Origin of the sequence: Gaetbulibacter jejuensis (genome assembly GCF_039524015.1) — a bacterium.
Taxonomy (GTDB): Bacteria; Bacteroidota; Bacteroidia; order Flavobacteriales; family Flavobacteriaceae; genus Gaetbulibacter_B; species Gaetbulibacter_B jejuensis.
In genome coordinates, this window is the sequence record NZ_BAAAGF010000001.1 from 542,357 (window position 1) to 562,148 (window position 19,792).

The 19,792-nt window shown below is 34.0% G+C and carries 20 protein-coding genes; 7 read left to right on the forward strand and 13 right to left on the reverse strand.

Going from position 1 to position 19,792, the window contains the following annotated elements; genetic code table 11:
* Positions 1-40: 40 nt before the first annotated feature.
* Positions 41-1,498 (forward strand): sensor histidine kinase, encoded by a 1,458-nt coding sequence (locus ABD011_RS02380; protein ID WP_131506307.1) that lies wholly within the window; start codon positions 41-43, stop codon positions 1,496-1,498.
* Positions 1,499-1,500: 2 nt separating this feature from the next.
* Complete coding sequence (locus tag ABD011_RS02385) at positions 1,501-2,283, forward strand: enoyl-CoA hydratase/isomerase family protein (protein ID WP_343795484.1); 783 nt, start codon at positions 1,501-1,503, stop codon at positions 2,281-2,283.
* A gap of 25 nt (positions 2,284-2,308) precedes the next feature.
* Here the strand turns inward: ABD011_RS02385 and ABD011_RS02390 are convergent, their stop codons facing one another.
* The 3 genes from ABD011_RS02390 to ABD011_RS02400 form a co-directional block, all read right to left on the reverse strand.
* Positions 2,309-2,821 (reverse strand): hypothetical protein, encoded by a 513-nt coding sequence (locus tag ABD011_RS02390; protein ID WP_343795486.1) that lies wholly within the window; start codon positions 2,819-2,821, stop codon positions 2,309-2,311.
* 93 nt (positions 2,822-2,914) lie between these two features.
* Positions 2,915-3,613: an SIMPL domain-containing protein gene (locus ABD011_RS02395; RefSeq protein WP_343795488.1), complete on the reverse strand. Its 699-nt coding sequence runs from the start codon at positions 3,611-3,613 to the stop codon at positions 2,915-2,917.
* A gap of 86 nt (positions 3,614-3,699) precedes the next feature.
* Positions 3,700-4,050, reverse strand: coding sequence for a hypothetical protein (locus ABD011_RS02400; RefSeq protein WP_343795490.1), 351 nt, complete (start codon positions 4,048-4,050; stop codon positions 3,700-3,702).
* Positions 4,051-4,272: 222 nt separating this feature from the next.
* On the opposite strand from ABD011_RS02400, the gene ABD011_RS02405 reads away from it, so the two are divergent.
* On the forward strand, positions 4,273-5,346 hold the full coding sequence (locus tag ABD011_RS02405) for a PA0069 family radical SAM protein (protein WP_343795492.1): 1,074 nt from the start codon (positions 4,273-4,275) through the stop codon (positions 5,344-5,346).
* Positions 5,347-5,415: 69 nt separating this feature from the next.
* Here ABD011_RS02405 and ABD011_RS02410 read toward each other — a convergent pair whose 3' ends face one another.
* Positions 5,416-6,027, reverse strand: a complete 612-nt coding sequence (locus ABD011_RS02410) for a hypothetical protein (RefSeq protein ID WP_129759687.1) — start codon at positions 6,025-6,027, stop codon at positions 5,416-5,418.
* 211 nt (positions 6,028-6,238) lie between these two features.
* On the opposite strand from ABD011_RS02410, the gene ABD011_RS02415 reads away from it, so the two are divergent.
* Complete coding sequence (locus ABD011_RS02415) at positions 6,239-7,120, forward strand: AraC family transcriptional regulator (RefSeq protein WP_262732377.1); 882 nt, start codon at positions 6,239-6,241, stop codon at positions 7,118-7,120.
* Here ABD011_RS02415 and ABD011_RS02420 read toward each other — a convergent pair.
* The 4 genes from ABD011_RS02420 to ABD011_RS02435 form a co-directional block, all read right to left on the reverse strand.
* Positions 7,117-7,575, reverse strand: a complete 459-nt coding sequence (locus tag ABD011_RS02420) for a GNAT family N-acetyltransferase (protein ID WP_343795496.1) — start codon at positions 7,573-7,575, stop codon at positions 7,117-7,119. The two genes, ABD011_RS02415 and ABD011_RS02420, sit on opposite strands and share 4 nt — an antisense overlap.
* Complete coding sequence (locus ABD011_RS02425) at positions 7,562-8,218, reverse strand: HD domain-containing protein (protein WP_131506300.1); 657 nt, start codon at positions 8,216-8,218, stop codon at positions 7,562-7,564. Before ABD011_RS02425 ends, ABD011_RS02420 begins: the two co-directional genes overlap by 14 nt.
* Positions 8,215-8,952: a lysophospholipid acyltransferase family protein gene (locus tag ABD011_RS02430; protein WP_343795499.1), complete on the reverse strand. Its 738-nt coding sequence runs from the start codon at positions 8,950-8,952 to the stop codon at positions 8,215-8,217. The genes ABD011_RS02425 and ABD011_RS02430 overlap by 4 nt, the downstream gene beginning before the upstream one ends.
* 87 nt (positions 8,953-9,039) lie before the next feature.
* Positions 9,040-9,450 carry a BrxA/BrxB family bacilliredoxin gene (locus ABD011_RS02435; protein WP_129759682.1) on the reverse strand — a complete coding sequence of 137 codons (411 nt, stop codon included), beginning with the start codon at positions 9,448-9,450 and terminating at the stop codon, positions 9,040-9,042.
* A gap of 191 nt (positions 9,451-9,641) precedes the next feature.
* On the opposite strand from ABD011_RS02435, the gene ABD011_RS02440 reads away from it, so the two are divergent.
* A complete protein-coding gene (locus ABD011_RS02440; protein ID WP_129759681.1) occupies positions 9,642-10,421 on the forward strand; it encodes a TerB family tellurite resistance protein in 780 nt (259 codons plus the stop codon).
* 72 nt (positions 10,422-10,493) lie between these two features.
* Here the strand turns inward: ABD011_RS02440 and ABD011_RS02445 are convergent, their stop codons facing one another.
* The 5 genes from ABD011_RS02445 to ABD011_RS02465 all read right to left on the reverse strand — a co-directional run bounded on the left by ABD011_RS02445 (position 10,494) and on the right by ABD011_RS02465 (position 16,941).
* A complete protein-coding gene (locus ABD011_RS02445) occupies positions 10,494-11,654 on the reverse strand; it encodes a metal ABC transporter permease (RefSeq protein ID WP_343796768.1) in 1,161 nt (386 codons plus the stop codon).
* The gene (locus tag ABD011_RS02450; RefSeq protein WP_343796770.1) at positions 11,647-12,774 is read right to left on the reverse strand and encodes a metal ABC transporter permease; all 1,128 of its coding nucleotides are present in this window, start codon (positions 12,772-12,774) and stop codon (positions 11,647-11,649) included. Before ABD011_RS02450 ends, ABD011_RS02445 begins: the two co-directional genes overlap by 8 nt.
* A gap of 139 nt (positions 12,775-12,913) precedes the next feature.
* Positions 12,914-13,648, reverse strand: coding sequence for a metal ABC transporter ATP-binding protein (locus ABD011_RS02455; protein ID WP_343795503.1), 735 nt, complete (start codon positions 13,646-13,648; stop codon positions 12,914-12,916).
* Positions 13,648-14,559 (reverse strand): metal ABC transporter solute-binding protein, Zn/Mn family, encoded by a 912-nt coding sequence (locus tag ABD011_RS02460; protein ID WP_343795505.1) that lies wholly within the window; start codon positions 14,557-14,559, stop codon positions 13,648-13,650. The genes ABD011_RS02455 and ABD011_RS02460 overlap by 1 nt, the downstream gene beginning before the upstream one ends.
* 132 nt (positions 14,560-14,691) lie before the next feature.
* On the reverse strand, positions 14,692-16,941 hold the full coding sequence (locus ABD011_RS02465; protein ID WP_343795507.1) for a TonB-dependent receptor: 2,250 nt from the start codon (positions 16,939-16,941) through the stop codon (positions 14,692-14,694).
* Positions 16,942-17,032: 91 nt separating this feature from the next.
* Here ABD011_RS02465 and ABD011_RS02470 point away from each other — a divergent pair, with 91 nt between their 5' ends.
* The gene (locus tag ABD011_RS02470; RefSeq protein ID WP_343795509.1) at positions 17,033-17,689 is read left to right on the forward strand and encodes a metal-dependent transcriptional regulator; all 657 of its coding nucleotides are present in this window, start codon (positions 17,033-17,035) and stop codon (positions 17,687-17,689) included.
* A 63-nt stretch (positions 17,690-17,752) separates the two neighbouring features.
* Positions 17,753-19,780 carry a S9 family peptidase gene (locus ABD011_RS02475; protein ID WP_343795511.1) on the forward strand — a complete coding sequence of 676 codons (2,028 nt, stop codon included), beginning with the start codon at positions 17,753-17,755 and terminating at the stop codon, positions 19,778-19,780.
* Positions 19,781-19,792 lie beyond the last annotated feature (12 nt).

Here is a 19,792-nt window from a genome sequence, read left to right on the forward strand (position 1 = left end):
TGGTGCGATTATTGTTATCTTTAGCTTCACAAGCTATTACATGAAACTAAAAAAACTCTCCTTACGATTTAGAATTTTTATAGCCATGATACTATTGGTATTATTGGCTTCTATTTTAATAGCAATTGTTACCATTTATCAGTATAATGAAGAAGCTCAAGACTATCACAAAGAACGACTAGAGCGTAAAGAAGAAAACATAAAAAGTAGTATTGACTTCACCATTAAAGAAACTACTTATCCTGTAAATACTGAGAATATTCCGTTGATATTTAAGGAAAAAATCCATGAGATTGCTACCATTCATAAATTGCAAATTAACCTTTATGATTTAGATGGAACTATACTAAAAAGTTCTAAAGAAAGCTTTTCAAAAAACGATACTATAACTAAATGTATTGATGTTGAAATACTGAATGCTATTTCTAATACTGCCGAACATAGATATGTAATTAAACGTGTTGAAAACGGAAAGAATTATCAATCGTCTTACTCTTACATTACAGATACTAAGTTCAAGCCTTTAGCTATATTGAATTTACCTTATCTTGAAGACGACGATTTTTTAAACAAAGAGCTTAGAGAGTTTTTAGAGCGTTTGTCGTATGCCTATTTGGTTATGCTACTTATTGCTATTGGATTGGCGTATTTGCTGTCAAAATACATTACAAAATCACTTAAAACCATAAGTGATAAAATGAATGAAACACGACTGGAAAAGCGAAACAAAAAAATTGAAATAGCGTCCTCTAGCGAAGAAATTGAAACACTTGTAAAATCGTACAATAGTATGATTGACGAACTCGAAGAAAGTGCAGTAAAACTAGCCACTAGCGAGCGAGAACAAGCTTGGAGAGAAATGGCAAAACAGGTAGCTCACGAAATTAAAAACCCGTTAACTCCAATGCGTTTGAGTGTACAAAGTTTTCAGCGTAAGTTTGATGCCAACGATCCTGATATCGATAAAAAAGTGAATGAATACAGTAAAACACTTATTCAGCAAATTGATACCATGAGTTCTATAGCTTCGGCGTTTTCAAACTTTGCTAAAATGCCAGCTCAAAAGAATGAAGTACTTAATGTGGTTGAAATTACTAAGCTAGCACTGGATATTTTTAGTGAAGAGTACATTCATTTTAGTTATGATAAAGAAGTTATTAAAGCTAAATTTGATAGAACCCAACTTATAAGAGTTATTACAAACCTTGTAAAAAACGGTACTCAAGCCATTCCTGAAGAGCAAGAGGATAAGAAAATTGTGGTGAATGTTTCAGAGGTTGAAGACCAGGTGCTTATCACAATATCTGATAATGGTGTAGGTATTTCCGAAGAAAATAAAGAGAAAATCTTTGAACCAAAATTTACGACTAAGTCAAGCGGAATGGGTCTTGGATTAGCAATGGTAAAAAACATTGTGGAAACTTATAAAGGAAATATTACCTTTACAACACAAAAAAATAAAGGCACCACTTTTAAAGTGTCTTTTCCAAAACAATAACCATGGATTTCCAAAATATTCTTTTTCAAGTCAATAACAGTATTGCACAAATAACCATAAACAGACCTAGCAAACTCAATGCTTTAAACAAAGCAACTATACAAGAGCTTCACGAGGCTTTTGATGCTGCTGATAAGGATAAAGCAGTTAGAGTTATTATAGTTACAGGAAGTGGTGAAAAGGCATTTGTTGCAGGAGCTGATATTAGTGAGTTTGCGCATTTTGATGTTGAAAACGGAAGCAAATTGGCACAAAAAGGACAAGAATTATTGTTCGATTTTGTTGAAAACCTATCTACTCCAGTTATCGCAGCAGTTAACGGTTTTGCGCTTGGTGGCGGACTAGAGTTGGCAATGGCTTGCCATTTTAGAGTAGCGAGCGACAATGCAAAAATGGGCTTGCCAGAAACCTCTCTTGGTGTTATTCCTGGTTATGGTGGTACGCAACGTTTACCGCAACTTATTGGCAAAGGTCGTGCTATGGAGTTGGTAATGACTGCTGGTATGATTGATGCGCAAACAGCCTTAAACTATGGTTTGGTAAACCATGTCACTACACAAGACGACTTATTGCCATTAGCTGAAAAAATTGCAAGTAAAATTATGCGAAATTCCTCTGTAGCAATTAGTAAAGCTATTAAAGCTGTAAATGCCAATTTTAAAGATGGTGTTGATGGTTTTGCTGTTGAAATTGAAGAATTTGGTAACTGCTTTGGAACCGAAGACTTCACCGAAGGAACTACCGCATTTTTAGAAAAGCGTAAAGCTGATTTTCCTGGGAAGTAGTTTAGTGATAATGAGTTGATTTTTGTTAGCTAGATTTTTTCATATATCTATGTCTTAAATACAATCCGATTCCAAAAATCCCTAGTCCGATAGAAATTCTAAATCCGAATTTTGAATGAGACTTCGATTCCTCAAAATCATAAAGTATTTTTCCATTTCTATCAGCTATTTGAAAAACTATTGGTTTATAATCCTCTTTTTGATTTTTTTTTATCCATACTGTAGCTCTTTCCGATTTCTTTAATTGTTTTTCTAATTTTTCGAATCTTTCATAATATCTACTTTGCCCAATATTTTTCATTAGAATATAAATACTTTGTGTCGAATTGAGTGTGAATTTAAGTTCAGATTTAATGCTTTTTGAGCCTCTTGAATCTTCTACTTGAGTATAATAAGTTTTTAAATTTTCAATCTCTCCGTTTTGTTCGATTAGTGAACTTTTAAAAGTAAAAAGAGTTGGTGCAAAAAAATAAAAAGCACAAATAATTGCAGTAATTCCGACGTATAATCCTTTTTTAGCGTAATAAACTTTATTCATTTATTTTTCAGCTTATTGCCAACTATTGGTTATTGATAAATATACAATAGTTTTTGGTTAAAGATTGTGGTCATACATTGTTGTTGGCAACCGTTATTTTATTCCAAATTTTGCGTTAATTTCAAATCTCAATTTGATTTTTTTGTCATTTTCAGCTTCTGGATTTTCACTTGAATTCAACATAACATTACTTGTCGACAATGTAGGTCTCCAAAAATAATTATCTGAGTTTAATTCAGTAATTGAAATTATATCTCCAAGTTCTTTGTCAATTGCCTCTAAAAGATATTTAGCTTTCTCTTTTGCAGCAAGTAAAGCTTGCACTTTCACTTCTTTACGATATTTAACAAGCTCTTTATTTTTAAGTTCTCCAATTTGCATATAGTCAATTCCTTTTCTGTCGAGTTTAGAAATAATCTTGTTTATGTGCTTAAAATCAGTCAATGAAATTTCTAGCTTTTTACTTATCAACAATTCTTTCCCTCTGTATCTCCAATAATTTCCAACTTCTGTTGACTTTATATCTTCTGTTTTAATTCCTAGATCATTTAAGGTCTTTATAAGTTGTCCCTCAATTTCACTTATTTTAACCTTATTTTTATAATCCTCGAAATCTTTATTCTTTTCAAATTCCTCTTTCCAATATTCTTCGATTCCGATAATGAAAATAAATTCATCTGGTTCAATTAACATTTCAGCGCTCCCTGTTACTTCAATAAATTTCGATTCCTGTGCAGAAAGATTTAATCCCAAGAAGATTAAACAAGTAAATAATGCTAACTTAATTTTCATTTGCGTTTTGTTTTAATGGTTACTAACTATTGGTTATTGATAAATACAGGATGGTTTTTGGTTAAAGGTTCTGGTTAAATACTGTTTTACTCCTTAATTATATGGTATTTTGGCTTTTGGATATGCTTTGTATCTCGACTTCTTCCTTGTTTAATTATCTTATTTCCATTTTTGTCGTACTGAGTTATGTCATTTTCTAGCCTCTTCTCAATTGTTGCAATTCCATTAACCTCAATTGTTTTTCCATCAAGCTTTTTTAAGTCTTCGAATGGGATATTTACAACGTAACCTTTCAAATAAATACCATCTTTAGTTGCATTTTTGAGGTTTACCTTGACTTTAAAACTAACAGAATCAATTGTGGTTTCGGATATTTCAGATTGAGAGAATCCAATTAAAGGACTAATCAATAATAATTTTAAAAATAATATTCTCATAAGATTTTTTTAATCGAACATAACTCACAGATAAGATTACGTTCTCTTATCCACTTCTCTACGAATTTCGACTATTTATTTTATAAATTCAAGAGTATAAGTGATTTAATACTCTTTTTCCTGTTTGTTAATAACCCATTTTGGTTTTAACAGTTTTAAGGACAATTAATCCCTAATTTTAAGTCACCACTTTTTTAAGTACTCACTTTATACTTTACTGATATGAACCCAAAACCCACCATAAAAGGACGTGGTGCGCAACTAAACGTGCACAATAAATTCTTTGAACTCAGTCATGAAATCCGAGACGATTTTTTAGAATATTGTGCTAGAGAAGGAGAAGAAGCCGATAAAAACAAAACACTTTACTTACCTGTATTTCCTAAAACCATCGTTAATAAAGTTGAGAGTCCAGATGTTGGTATGGCGTTTTCAATGAACATGTATCAAGGTTGTGAACATGGTTGTATTTATTGCTACGCCAGAAACAGTCATGAGTTTTGGGGTTATAGTGCAGGATTGGATTTTGAACGTCGCATTTTGGTGAAAAAAGATGCTCCTAAACTTCTAGAAGCACTACTAAAAAAGAAAAGCTGGAAAGCGCATCCTATTGTAATGTCTGGTAATACGGATTGCTACCAACCTGCTGAAAAAGAGTTTGAACTTACAAAGCAGTGTTTAGAGGTGTTTTTAAAATACAAGCATCCTGTGGCAATTATTACTAAAAACGCATTAATATTAAGAGATTTGGAACTTTTAAAAGCCTTGGCAAAAGACAATCTAATCAACGTTAATATATCCATTACCTCATTGTCAGAAACTACAAGACGCGTTTTAGAGCCACGAACAGCAACAATAAAAAAGCGTTTGGAAACGTTAAAAGTGTTATCACAAAACAATATTCCTGTAAATGTGATGTTGGCACCTATAATTCCGTCTATAAATAGTCATGAAATTTTACCATTGGCAAAAGCAGTGTCTGACGCTGGAGCGTTGTCTATAGCGCATACCATTGTACGATTAAATGGAGCTATTGGTGAGATTTTTGCCGATTGGATTAAAAAAACACTACCAGACAGAGCTGATAAAGTATTGCACCAAATTGAAAGTTGCCATGGTGGTAATCTCAACGATTCGCGTTATGGAACACGAATGAGAGGAGAGGGCAAAATAGCTGAACAAATAAATATGCTAGTGCGATTAGCAAGAAAAAAATACTTTAAAGACAAGGCTATGCCTAAGTTGAATACTGAACTGCATGAGCAGTATAAAGACGGACAGTTAAAGTTGTTTTAAAAAGTAAGCGGCAAACCAAAGGTTTGCCGCTTTACTAACTAACATTCTAACATTATTTAAATAATCAATTTAAATCATTTTTACGGTTTGGGTAAACTCTCTTCCATCTGTTTTTATTACAACTTTGTAATCTCCTGTGTTACCCTTCATTAATTTATAAACACGTTCAAAAATTTGAGAAGTGCTATCTATGTTTTCAGAATAGATTAATTCAAAATCTTTATGAGTAGCTTCATTATTTGCATAATGAATTTCTAAACTTAAAGGCGCATTGTTTAACGAGAACTTTGATACAAACAAACGGTTGTCTTCCATTCTCAAAATTGGTTTAAAGACCTTAGACTCTAAACTCTTGTTAAATTCTACTCTGTTTTCTACAACTTTAAACGGAATGACATTAATTTCAACATCCTTGTTCAACTCAAAAAAGTAATCTCCATTAGGAAGCTGAGTAAGGTCAAACAAATTATTGTATGTTCCTGTTGCGTTTATGGTTTCTTTATATAGTATAATACCATTAACATCTTTTATTAATAGTTGCTGTCCTTGTTTAACATCGTCTAATGCTAACATTGTTTTTTTCTCCTTACCAACTATTAAAGTAGCAGTTGCATTTGCGTTGGTTACCATGGCAGCAATAATAGCTACCATAACGATACTGTTTTTAATTGCTTTTTTCATGACATATAAATATTTAGGTTAATAATTTTGGACACTTCAAAAGTACACTGAAACGCAAGGTTTAAAAACATCGATTTTTCCCAATTTATATACAGAATTAACTCTATTAACAACACTATAACTATAGGTTGTTAAAATAGTATATAATTGAGGTAATTTTAAATAGGTTTTTAATTTCATTACTTGTAATTTTGCATTGAAAGTTATGGGTATGATAACACGAAAACCTACACTCGAAAAAATTAGTCCAGAATTTGGAAGTTCCATTTTTGTGAGACGACATGAAAACTACACGTTTCAAGAAGAAGTAAAACCGTTTTGGCATTTTCATCCTGAAATTGAACTTATTTACGTAAACAAAGGAAAAGGAAAGCGTCATATAGGTAATCACTTATCGTATTTTAATAACAGTCAATTACTGTTAATTGGTCCCAACTTACCTCATAATGGATTTACTGACCGTTTAACCATTAACGGTTCACAAACTTTAATTCAATTTAAACCTGATTTTTTAGGAACACATTTTTTTAATATTCCTGAAATGGAACGTATTAATAATTTGTTTGAACGTTCTAAGAAAGGTATTTTGTTTGGAGTTAAAACCAAGAAAAAGTTAGGCGATAAAATTGAAAGGTTTGCTAAAAAGGAAGGATTTAAAAAAATACTGGTTCTACTTGAAATTTTACACACTTTAGCTAAAGCCGAAGATTATACACTTTTAAATGCTGATGGGTTTGCTTTTGAAACCGAAGCTCAGGATAGTGCAAAAATTGATATCATTTTTAAACATGTCAATCAAAATTTTACTGAGCACATAAGCTTAGATGAAATTGCTGATAAAGTGAGTATGACAGTACCTGCGTTTTGTAGATACTTTAAAAAGGTAACAGGAAAAACCTTTACAAAGTTTGTTAATGAGTATAGAGTAGTGCATGCTACCAAGCTACTTTCTGAAAGTCAAATTAGCATTACTGATGTGTGTTATGAGTGCGGATTCAATAACTTTTCGCACTTTAATAAAGTCTTTAAGGAAGTAACAGGTAAAAGTGCATCAAAATATAGAGGCGAAGTAAAACGTATTATCCACAATTAATTAAGCTGCTTTTCAAACACTATTTTGGTTTGACCAGTTTCATTTGTGTAAACACTTTTAATGTCAAAGCCATTTTTAAGGTTTAAAATCATCATAGGTTTAAAACGATTCATGGATTTGGTTCTTAACGTATTATAACCTTTGCGATTTATAACTTGTTCTTGCAATTGCGATAGTTGTTTTCCAATACCATTTTTTCTGTGATCTGGTAAAACGCCACCAACCCAACTGTAAAAAGTAGTAGCGTTATACTTGTAACCTATTTTAAAACCAATTAATTGCTTTTGATGATAACAAAGTAGAGTTAATAGGTCTTCTTTTTGGTGAATTCTGTCGTTAAAAAAATCGATATTATAGTCTTCAAAAACAGATTTATAAACGGTTAAAATTGCGTTTAAGTTATTTTTAGAAGGAATGCCTTCTAGTGTTTTAAAAGTAAATTTAGCGTTCTCCATCCCATTCTGCATAAAATTGCTCTAGATAGGTTTCCATAAATTGATGTCTTTTAGAGGCAATTTGTTGTCCTGTTTTGGTATTCATTTTGTCTTTTAACAACAATAGCTTTTCATAAAAATGATTTATTGTAGGTGCTGCAGAGGTTTTGTATTCCTCTTTGGTCATGTTCATGTTGGGTTGTATTGAAGGGTCAAACAACGGTCTGTTTTTAAAACCACCATAATTAAAACAGCGTGCAATACCAATAGCTCCAATGGCATCTAACCTATCAGCATCCTGAACAACTTGTAATTCTTTAGATGTAAATTCAGTGTTTCCACTTAGGGAGTTTTTAAAGGAAATGTGTTTTATAATATTTACAACATGCTCAATAATTAAAGAATCAACATTTAACTCAAACAAAAATACTCTTGCCATTTCAGGACCCACAGTTTCATCTCCATTATGAAATTTACTATCAGCGATATCATGTAGTAATGCTCCAAGTTGTACTACAAAATCATCAACAGGTTCTTTTTTAGAAATCAATACAGCATTGTTGTATACTCTTAAGGTATGAAACCAATCATGACCACCTTCGGCATTTTTAAGAGTCTCTTTTACATAAGCTTTAGTAGCGTCAATTATTTGTTGATTAGTCATGATTTTATTGAAGAAGTTATAGTCTGTTCAATATTGTTAATAAGTGCAATATGGTCTTTACTGTCGCTTAAAATTATAGGTTCATGAACAGTAAACGTAATATGAGCTCCAAGTCCCATTGGAAATTTACCATAACGCAAGGTTTTCCATGAGTTATTTATGGTTACAGGAACTATGGTTGCAGAAGGAATATGCTCAAACAAAGTAAGTAGTCCTTTTCTTTGAAAAGGTTTTGGTGTTCCAGTTCTACTTCTTGTCCCTTCAGGAAAAATCACAGCTGCACGCTTGGTGGTTTCAATATAGTGCGAAAAATCTTCAATAGCTTTTATGGCTTGTTTTGGGTTTTTTCGGTCAATCAATGCAGAACCACCATGACGTAAATTAAACGATACACTTGGGATGCCTTTACCTAATTCTTTCTTGCTAATAAACTTTACATGGTGTTTTCGCATGTACCAAATTAAAGGAGGAATATCGTACATACTTTGGTGGTTAGCAACAATAATAACTGGTTGGTTGCTGCTAATTTGAAACGGATTGGAAAACGAAAAACGAGTACCTAAAACATTAAGGCATCTCATAATGAAAAACTGCAACCAATCTACACTTATCTTATGAGCTTTATATCCAAATACATTAAGACACAGCCATTGTATTGGATGAAAAATAACTAGCGTTAATCCAAACAGTATAAAGTAAATAACCGTTAAAGGGTAGGCAAAAAGTTTTGTCATATTACAAAAGTAATTCAATGAAATGTATGCACAAAAAAACCACGACTATATCGTGGTTTTTTCATAATTCTTTAATGTTGTAGCAAATTAACAGTGCTCGTTATAAGCATCAACTAGGTTGTCAGCAATCATGTCAGCTGGACGACCTTCAATGTGGTGACGCTCTAACATATGAACCAATTCACCATCTTTAAATAAAGCCATACTTGGAGAACTTGGAGGAAAAGGAACCATGTAAGCTCTAGCTTTATCAGTAGCTTCTTTATCTACACCTGCAAAAACAGTTACTAAGTGATCAGGACGTTTAGCATTTTGTAAACTCATTCTAGCTCCTGGACGTGCATTTGCTGCAGCACAACCACAAACCGAGTTTACAACTACTAAAGTTGTTCCTTTTTTTGCTAAAGCAGCATCAACAGCTTCAACAGTATGTAATTCTTCAAAACCAACATTGGTCAAATCTTCGCGCATTGGTTTTACTAATTCTGCTGGATACATATATCGTAAATTTTATAAGATTAATAATTTATTGTGCAAAGATACGGAAAAATAGTAGGCAATCGACAGATTGTAGTTGTTAGAATAAATAGAACCATTTAGGTTTTCAATGGGTAATTTCAGTAACAAAAGCTGTTAAAAAACTACTAACTATAGTATATTTGAGTCCCTTATAAAATTAAAATACACATATGAGTTTTTCAAAATGGATTGGAGCTTCAATTGGTTGGTCTGTTGGAGGTCCAATAGGAGCAATTGTAGGTTTAGCTTTAGGTAGTATTGTTGATGCTATGACCAATGGCAATGGTGGTCCGCTTTTAGGACAAAGTGAACCAAAACGTACAAGACAAGGTCGTTATAGCTCAAGACCAACTAAGGCACCAAAACAAACACAATCTGGCGATTTTGAAGTAAGTCTACTCATTTTAGCGTCTATAGTTATAAAAGCCGATGGTAACCAAGACCAAAGAGAACTGGATTTTGTAAGGCAACAGTTTACCAATATGTATGGTAAAGACCGAGCAAATAATGCGTTTAGACTCTTTAAAAGTATTAGTAAGCAGAATATTTCTACAAGACAAGTTTGTATGCAAATACGCAGTATGATGGATCATGCGTCGCGTTTGCAACTACTTCATTTTTTATTTGGAATAGCAAAAGCTGATGGACACGTTACTGAAGATGAAGTAAGACAAATTTATACCATTTCAGGGTATTTAAGCATTAGTTCACGCGATTTTGAAAGTATTAAAGCCATGTTTTACAACAGTACAGATAGTGCTTATAAAATACTTGAAATCACTAAAGATGCTACTGTTGATGAAATTAAAGCTGCCTATCGTAAAATGGCAAAAAAATACCATCCTGACAGGGTAGCGCATCTAGGAGAAGAACACCAAAAAGGAGCTGAAGAGAAGTTTAGACGTGTACAGGAAGCGTATGAAAAGCTACAAAAGGAAAAACGATTTTAAATGTATTGAAGAGCGATTTCGTTTTCGGTTTCGATTTTAAGTAGTAATTCTTTACTACGCTCTAAATGATAATCAACCTCTAAACAAAAAGAAATCATCTTTCATGTCTTCAATTTGGGCATCTTCGTTTGTGATAATATAATCAATTGCTTTTGAAGTAAACTCGTCGCCTTTTGATGTAAGTGAAACAATCTTGTTGTTAATTTCAATCATATTGTTCTTTTGGGCCAAATCCAATACGGTTTTACTGCGCACTTTTTGCCAATTGATATGTTCGTTGAGGTGATTGACATGACGTTCTTCAATATCGTCATGGTTTTTTAAATGCAGTAAAAATGTAAGTAAAGACACTTCAATACGTTGTTGTTTTTCTCGGTACATTACTGCTATTAAACCTTTACTTGGTGCAAACAAGTACACGATTAAAAAAAGTAAACCTAGCATAGTTGTTATTGAGCCCGCAATTGAGGCATCCAACCAATGTGCAAACCAATAGCCAGAAATAGCACTAAATACACCAAATATTATAGCGAGTAAGAGCATTTTCTTTAAGTCGGTTGTTATTAAATAGGCAGCTGCAGCAGGTGCAATCATTAAAGCTACAACTAAAATAGCACCAACAGCATCAAAAGCACCAACAGTAGTTACCGAAGACACAGTCATTAGTCCATAATGAATTAAAGCAGGAGAAAACCCGAGTGAAGCGGCTAATCCAGCATCAAAGGTACTTATTTTTAGTTCTTTAAAAAAAGCAAAAAGTAACCCTAAGGTAATAAGTAGAATAGCGCCAATAATCCATAACGATTTTGGACCAACATCAGTTCCTGCAATAAAAAGTCTGTCAAAAGGCGCAAAAGCCAATTCGCCCAAAAGTACAGCATCTACATCCAAATGCACATCGTTGGCATTTTTGGCAATCATGATCACACCAATACTAAACAAAGCAGGAAACACCAATCCAATAGCAGTATCTTCTTTCACCAAACCTGTTTTTTGAATGTGCTCAACCAAAACTACTGTAATAATTCCTGTGATGGCTGCTAACAAAATGAGCAATGGCGAGTTGAGGTCTTGTGTTATGAAAAATCCAATTACAATTCCTGGTAAAATAGAATGACTGATAGCATCGCTAATCATTGCCATTTTTCGAAGCACTAAAAATGTTCCAGGAATGGCACAAGCCACAGCAACCAAACTGGCAATGAGCTGTATTTCAATTTGAGCGCTATTCATCGGTTTTGTGTTGTTGGTTATACAGGTTAGCGGCTTTTTCAAACCCTTTTTGGGTTAAACTCCACATCGTACCATCTATAGTAACATAGTCTTTATCAACCAGTTTTTGCAGTGTTTTACGTGTAAACCCATGGAAGTTATTCAAGATTTTAATTGTGTGTGGATGCGAAATATCTTCATGGGTTTCAGCAATATGGTACATAAAGGCCAAGGTTTTTTGCTGTTCCAAATCGCGTCTATTGGCAATAAATCGGATTTGTCGAAATAGTAATCCTCTGCTTGGAGAAAAGATAAAAGACACAACAACAAACACTGATGCTACAATAACAATAACAGGACCAGTAGATAGGTTGTTCTGACTTGCGCTAATGGCAGTACCAAACACTCCTGAAAAGGCGCCAAAAATAGCAGCTAAAAGCACCATCTTACTCAAGCTATTGGTCCATTGTCTTGCAGCAGCAGCAGGTGCTAATAACATAGCACTCATTAAAACCACACCTACAGTTTGTAAGCCTAAAACAATAGCTAAAACAATAAAACTCGTAATTAGGATGTCAATGGTTTTGGTGTTGAAACCTAATGTTTTTGCATAGTCTTTATCAAACAATAATATTTTGAATTCCTTCCAAAAGAGTAAAAGCACCAATAAGCACAGTCCAGTCACGATAGCCATTAACCACACATCACTTTCCACTAAGGTTGCCGCTTGACCAAACAGGTATTTGTCTAATCCAGCTTGATTGGCATTGGGTTGTTTTTGAATAAAGGTGAGCAATAACATTCCAAAACCAAAGAACAAGGACAAAATCAATCCCAACGCAGTATCCGATTTTAAATGTGTTTTGGTAATGATACCTCTAATCCAGAACGTGCCAAGTAACCCACTTACTAAAGCACCTAACAAGAGCGTATTGCTGTCTTTTGCTCCAGTAATTAAAAAAGCGATTGCAATTCCAGGTAAGGCAGCGTGGGAAATAGCATCTCCAAGTAAACTTTGTTTTCGGAGTACAGCAAAACTACCCAACATACCAGTAACAGCACCAAGAATTGCGGTTCCAAGTGTGATGGTTCTTAAGGTGTAATCGTTAATTACGAGTTCTATGTATTCTAGAAAGTCTATTGGGATTTTGTTGTTAGAGGTTAGACATTAGTTTTTGTTTTTTTTCATTCCGCAATATCACACTGAGCTTGTCAAAGTATTGATGCGGAATCCATTAATTTTAGATCCTGAATCAAGTTCAGGATGACAGTTTTTAATATTACTCTTGTATACTCACTTTATAATTAATGCCGTAGGTTTTAGTCAGGTTGTCATCATTAAAAATATCCTTAACAGGACCTGTGGCAATTTTTTTCACATTTAAGAAAGTTACCCAATCAAAATATTCAGGAACCGTTTGTAAATCGTGATGCACGACGATAACGGTTTTTCCTGCTTTTCGCAATTCCTTTAAAATATTGATAATGGCAATTTCAGTAGTGGCATCAACACCTTGAAAAGGTTCATCCATAAAATATATGGAAGCGTCCTGCACCAAAGCTCGTGCTAAAAAAATACGCTGTTGTTGTCCTCCAGATAACTGACTAATTTGTCTATTTTTAAAAGGCAACATACCTACTTTTTCCAAAGCTTCAAGAGCTGCTTTTTTTTCTTTTTGACCAGGACGTTTTATCCAGCCTAAACTGCCATAAGTTCCCATCATGACAACATCTAAAGCTGTTGTTGGGAAATCCCAATCTACACTTCCTTTTTGAGGCACATAAGCAACCAAATCACGTTGTTTCTCGTAAGGTTTTCCATAAATGGAAACACTACCAGCAATAGGTTTTAAAATACCCAATATGGCTTTGATGAGTGTCGATTTTCCTGCGCCATTTGGCCCAACAATAGCCATAAGAACACCTTCAGGAATTTCTAAATCAATATCCCAAAGTACAGGTTTGTAGTTATAAGCAACCGTTAAATCATCGACTTGTACAGCTATTTTTTTCATTATTTCAACGCATTAACAATAGTATTTACATTATACTCAAACATGCCAATATAAGTACCTTCATTAGTTCCAGTATTTCCAAGCGCATCAGAATATAAAGTGCCTCCAATTTCCACATTGTGACCTTTAGATTTTACTGCGGCTTGGAGTGCTTCAATGGTACGTTTGGGTACTGAACTTTCTACAAATATAGCCTTAATGCCTTTTTCAATAATAAAAGCTGATAATTTTTGAACATCTTGAACACCAGCTTCAGTTGCTGTTGAGAGTCCTTGTAGGCCAACAACTTCAAAATTGTAAGACCTTCCAAAGTAATTAAAGGCATCATGAGCTGTTACTAAAAAGCGTTTTTCTCTTGGTAATTCCTCAATCTTTAATGTGATATCAGACTTTAGGCTTAAAAGACGCTTGTAGTAGTTTTGCCAATTTTCCTCATACAGTTGGGCATTTTCAGGATCTTTTTCTTGTAAAACCCTTGACACTTCACTTCCAAAGCTGATAAAGTAATCAATATTAAACCATACGTGAGGATCGTAATTTGAAGCAAAATAGTCGGAACCTATTAAGGTAGATTTGTCAATGACATCAGTTAAGGCAATTGGCGTTTTTCCACTTCGTTCCATTTTTTCAAAGACTTCAACGAGCTTACCTTCCAAATGCAATCCGTTGTAAAAAATAATATCAGCATTTACCAATTTGGTAACATCGCCTTCGCTTGCTTTGTAAAGGTGAGGGTCGACACCACTTCCCATTAATCCTTGAAGGTTGATATTATCTCCACCAATGTTTTTAACCAAATCGGTAATCATGGTTGTTGTGGTAACCACATTGAGTTTACCATCTGTTGACTTTTCATTTTTACAGCTTGTAAAAGAAATAAGTAGGAGTATTAAGAGTGCTAACTTTTTCATTTTTTAAATTTAGATAAATATATGTTTTTAAGAAAACATTGTGCTATTAGTGTTTTTGTATATAAAAACCTGAAGATGATGCGGTCGTGTTTGCAGTCATCTTCAGGTGGCTTGAATTACCAATTCAAATTTTTAATTTAATTGAAACCGCATTCCAAAAAACAAACGACGTCCTTGGTTTGGAGCATAAACATAGGATGGGTCAAATGTTAATGCATAAGGGTTTTCAGAAGTAGCCATAACACTTCCGTCAGGATTATAATCAACATTTTCATCAAAGGGATCGTGTGATCTTGCAATAATGAATGGTTCTCCTTTGTTTGGAGTCCAATTTAAAAGATTTTTAATGCCAGCATAAAGCTCTATGTTTTTAATGCCATCATACGTTAATTGAATATTTTGTACACTCCATGTTGGTGATTTGTCATTTCTAGGGTCTAAATCGCCTAACGTTGGTAATCGCATTGGGCCATAAATGTTCCCAGTGTAATCTAAAGTTAGGTTGGTTTTATAGTGTTTGTAAGATAATGCCCAAGTACCTGAGAATTTTTCAGTTAAAATTTGATCAATGGTTTCGTCGTTTTCGGTTTGTGAAACATCTTGATGAGTAACACCTAAAAGAGCTTTAATGCCATTGCCAAAAACCGCATCAATGTTTAAGCTAGCCCCTTTAGAGGTTGCGTGTCCATCAAGGTTATCATATATAATTTGGTTTGGATTGGTGTCATAATCTGGCAATATAGCATTTGTAAAATGTGTGTACCAAAGCGATGCGTCAAATGTAAATATAAACCCATTTTTGGTGTATAATTTTTTGAGGTAGTTAAGATTAACGTTATATGATTTTTCAGGTTTAAGTGTTTCCTCAATAATTACATCTCTAGCGCCTGTTAGTGCTGCATGTTCTTCAGTGAAAAGGTTTACAACACGAAATCCTGTTCCTGCATTCACTCTAAAAATATCATTTTCGGTAGGCTTGTAACGGTAAGCTATTCTTGGTGTAAATATAGAGCCATGACGTTTATCGTAATCATAACGTGCACCTAAAAGTAACTTTTGTTTTGAGCTAAGCGAAATTTCATCTTGGGCAAAAATTGAAGGTATTGTTACTTCATCGGCATTAAGGGTTGCTGTGGTGTTGTCGTTGTAGAAATTATATCGCGCTGCTGCACCTATTAAGATATTGTGATGGTTTAAAGATGTGTCCCAAACCAATTGCCCAAATCCGATGCGCTGTTTTGCCAGATATGGAGTATCTCCATATACCGAATTTTGATCATGATCGGAATATGAAAACTGAAGGTTAACGGTTTCCTTAATAGGAAGTTGATAATTTCCAATAATCTCAAAGCGTGAAGTGTATATGCTTTCGCCATAAACGTCGTTTCCGCCTCTGTAACTTGGATTCCATTGCATTTCGCCTCCCCAACGATCTTCATAAAAATAGCGACCTGCTAATGAAAATTTACGATTGTTGCTGCGTTTAAAATCCCATTTTTGAAATATTGAAATTCGATCTTGTAGTGTGACATCAGTAAAATTGTCGTTGTTATTATCGATTGGGTTGGAGTAATTATAGTAATTGGTCCCTAGTAGCATTGTTGTTTTTTCTCCAATAATAGCTTTGTAGCCAAGGTCGATGTTGGCTTCGCCCCAACCTGTTACAAAACCATCTGCCGATAATTTTGAAGTATTTTCAGGCAACTTGGTGATAATATTTATTAAACCACCAACAGCTTCACTTCCATAAAGAGAAGACGCTGGACCTTTAACAATTTCAACTTGTTCAATTAATGAGTTTGGAATTCCTGATAAGCCGTAAACAGTTGAGAGTCCGCTTACAATTGGCATACCATCTATAAGCACTAATGTGTAAGGACCTTCCAATCCATTAATATGAATATCGCCAGTGTTGCAGACATTACAGTTTAATTGAGGTCTAACACCATTCACGTTTTGTAGTGCTTCAAAAATATTTGGAGTTGGGTTTTTCTTTAAAAACGTAGGAGAATACACTTCAACTGGAACTGGACTTTCCAATCGGTTTACAGGTTTAAGCGTTCCTGTAACAACAACTTCATTTAAAGATTCAGAAAGACTCAAATCAAAATTCACAATTACATCACTATTGGAAATAGTTATTGACTTACTCTCAGACCGAAACCCAGTAAATGATGCAATTATAGTATAGTTTCCTGGTGAAACATTGGTAATAGTATAGGTGCCATTTTCATTACTTACAGCGCCTTTGGTTGTATTTTTTAAATAGACGTTTACAAATGAAAGCGGTTCGCCTTCAGAAGAGATCGTTCCTTTGATATTTTGAGCAAATGAATTGAAAGATATAAACAAGCAAAATAAGCAGAGTATATTTTTTTTCATTAGTATTTGTATTAATTTTAAACAAAGGTAAAATAAAATTTAGACAAATCTAAAAATAAAATTAAATGATTCTTTTTTTATCTTTGTTAAGATGAATACTAGAACAGAAGAAAACTACTTAAAGGCCATTTATCATTTAGGAGAAAATGGAGCCTTAAATGTGAGCACTAATGCAATTGCAGAAGTCATGAACACCAAAGCCTCTTCGGTGACTGATATGGTGAAAAAACTATCGGAAAAAGCGTATGTGAATTACAAAAAATACCAAGGTGTCACATTAACCAAAGAAGGTCAAAAAGTAGCAATTAGCATTATAAGAAAACACAGACTTTGGGAGGTGTTTTTGGTTGAAAAGCTAAATTTCACTTGGGACGAAGTCCATGAAGTTGCTGAGCAACTAGAACATATTAAGTCTGATAAATTAATAAGAGAGCTTGATGTTTTTTTGGAATTTCCTTCACACGATCCACATGGCGATCCAATTCCTGATCAAGACGGAAACTTTAAAGATTTTGAAAAAATATTATTATCGCAAGCACAAATTGGGAAAGCCTATAAATGTGTAGGTGTCAATGATTCGTCATCTGATTTTTTAAAATATTTAGACCTTAATGGCATTTCTCTAGGTACAAAAATTACCGTTGTCCATAAAGAAACCTATGATAATTCTTTGAAGATTAGACTCAATTCTTCAGAAATAACAGTATCTCAAAATGTCGCAAAAAACTTGTTTTTAAATCAAGCCTAATCACGTATTTACGGAAGTGTTTTTTTATTAGTATTTTCACAAATCAATTTTCAAAACTTAATTATGTATCGTCTTCAATTTCTTTTATTCTTGACGTTTAGCATCATCACTAGTTATGCGCAAAACGAAAAAATACCATTTCAACCTTTAGATGTTTTTGAATTAGAATGGGTTAGTGATCCGCAAATTTCACCTGATGGTACACAAATTGTTTACCGAAGAAACGGATTTGATATTATGAAAGATAATTCTAGAGGCAACCTCTGGATTATTAATACTGACGGAACATCACATCGAAAATTAACCTCTAGAGAAGTAGGAGAGTCACAAGCAGCATGGTCGCCAAGTGGAGATCGTATAGCGTTTGTGAGTTCTACCGATGAAGGTGCCGAAATTTATATGTATTGGGTAAGTTCTGGTCAAATTGCCAAATTATCACAATTAGAAAAATCACCAGGAAACCTAACTTGGTCACCAGATGGTTCACAAATAGCATTTACCATGTTTGTTGATGAAAAACCACCTGTTGTAGCACAAATGCCATCAAAACCTAAAGGCGCTAAATGGGCTGAACCAGCTCGAATTACAGACAGATTAAAACACGAAGCTGATGGTAGAGGTTATATGCCAACAGGCTTTACACATATTTTTATGATTTCTGCCGAAGGCGGAACAGCACGTCAATTAACATCAGGAGATTACAGTCATGGAGGAAGTTTGTCGTTTTCACCTAACGGAAAAGAGATTTACTTCTCTGCAAATAGAGTAGACGATTGGGAATATAGATTTAGAAATAGCGAAGTCTATAAAGTGAATGTGAATACCCAACAGATAACCGCTTTAACTACTCAAGATGGACCAGATTATTCGCCAAAAGTATCACCTGATGGAAAAACCGTTGCGTTTTTAGGCTATTTAGACAAAGTTCAAGACCATCAAAATACGGTTTTGCATTTAATGAATACTGATGGAAGCAATCGAAGAATTATTTCTTCTGGCTTGGATGAAAGCGTTTCAGATATTACTTGGGACACTTCAGGAAAAGGCTTGTACTTTATGTATGATGAAAAAGGAAATACCAAAATAGGTTACATTACAACCTCAGGAAAAATTTCAAAACTTACTGATAATGTTGGAGGTACAACTTTAGGAAGACCTTATGCGTCTGGTTCGTATTCGGTGTCAAATAAAGGTGTTATTGCTTACACGCAAACACGACCAGAATATCCTGCAGAATTGGCTGTAATTCAAAATAAAAAAACACCAAAACTCATTACTGGTTTAAATGCTGATGTTTTAGCACACAGACAACTTGGTAAGGTAGAGGAAGTGTGGTACAAATCGACGTTTGATGGAAGAGATATTCAAGGATGGATTGTAAAGCCACCTTTTTATGATGCTTCTAAAAGCTATCCGTTATTGGTCGAAAATCATGGAGGACCGATTTTAAACTATGGTGATCGTTTTACAGCTGAAATTCAATTGTACGCAGCAGATGGTTATGTGGTGTTTTATCCAAACCCTAGAGGAAGTACAAGCTATGGTGAGGAATTCGGGAATCTATTGAAGAACAATTATCCTGGACAAGACTATAACGATGTGATGGATGGTGTGGATTATTTAGTTGAAAAAGGCATTGCAGATAACGACCAATTGTTTGTAACTGGAGGAAGTGCAGGAGGAATTATGACTGCGTGGATGATAGGAATGAACAATCGTTTTAAGGCAGCGGTTGTGGTAAAACCTGTAATGAATTGGATTAGTAAAACGTTGGTTGCTGACAACTATTTTTATTACAAAGACACACGTTATCCAGGACATCCTTGGGAAAACTTTGAAAACTATTGGAAGTTTTCACCAATTTCTTTAGTAGGAAATATTGAAACACCAACAATGGTTATGGTTGGGATGAACGATTTACGAACACCACCTAGTGAAGCCAAACAATTATATCATGCTTTAAAGTTACGTAAGATAGAAACTGTTTTGGTTGAAATTCCTGAATCGTATCACAATATTGCTGCAAAGCCTAGTAACTTGATTAGTAAAGTAGCACATACTTTGGCGTGGTTGAAGAAGTATAATAAATAGTTAGTTGGCAAT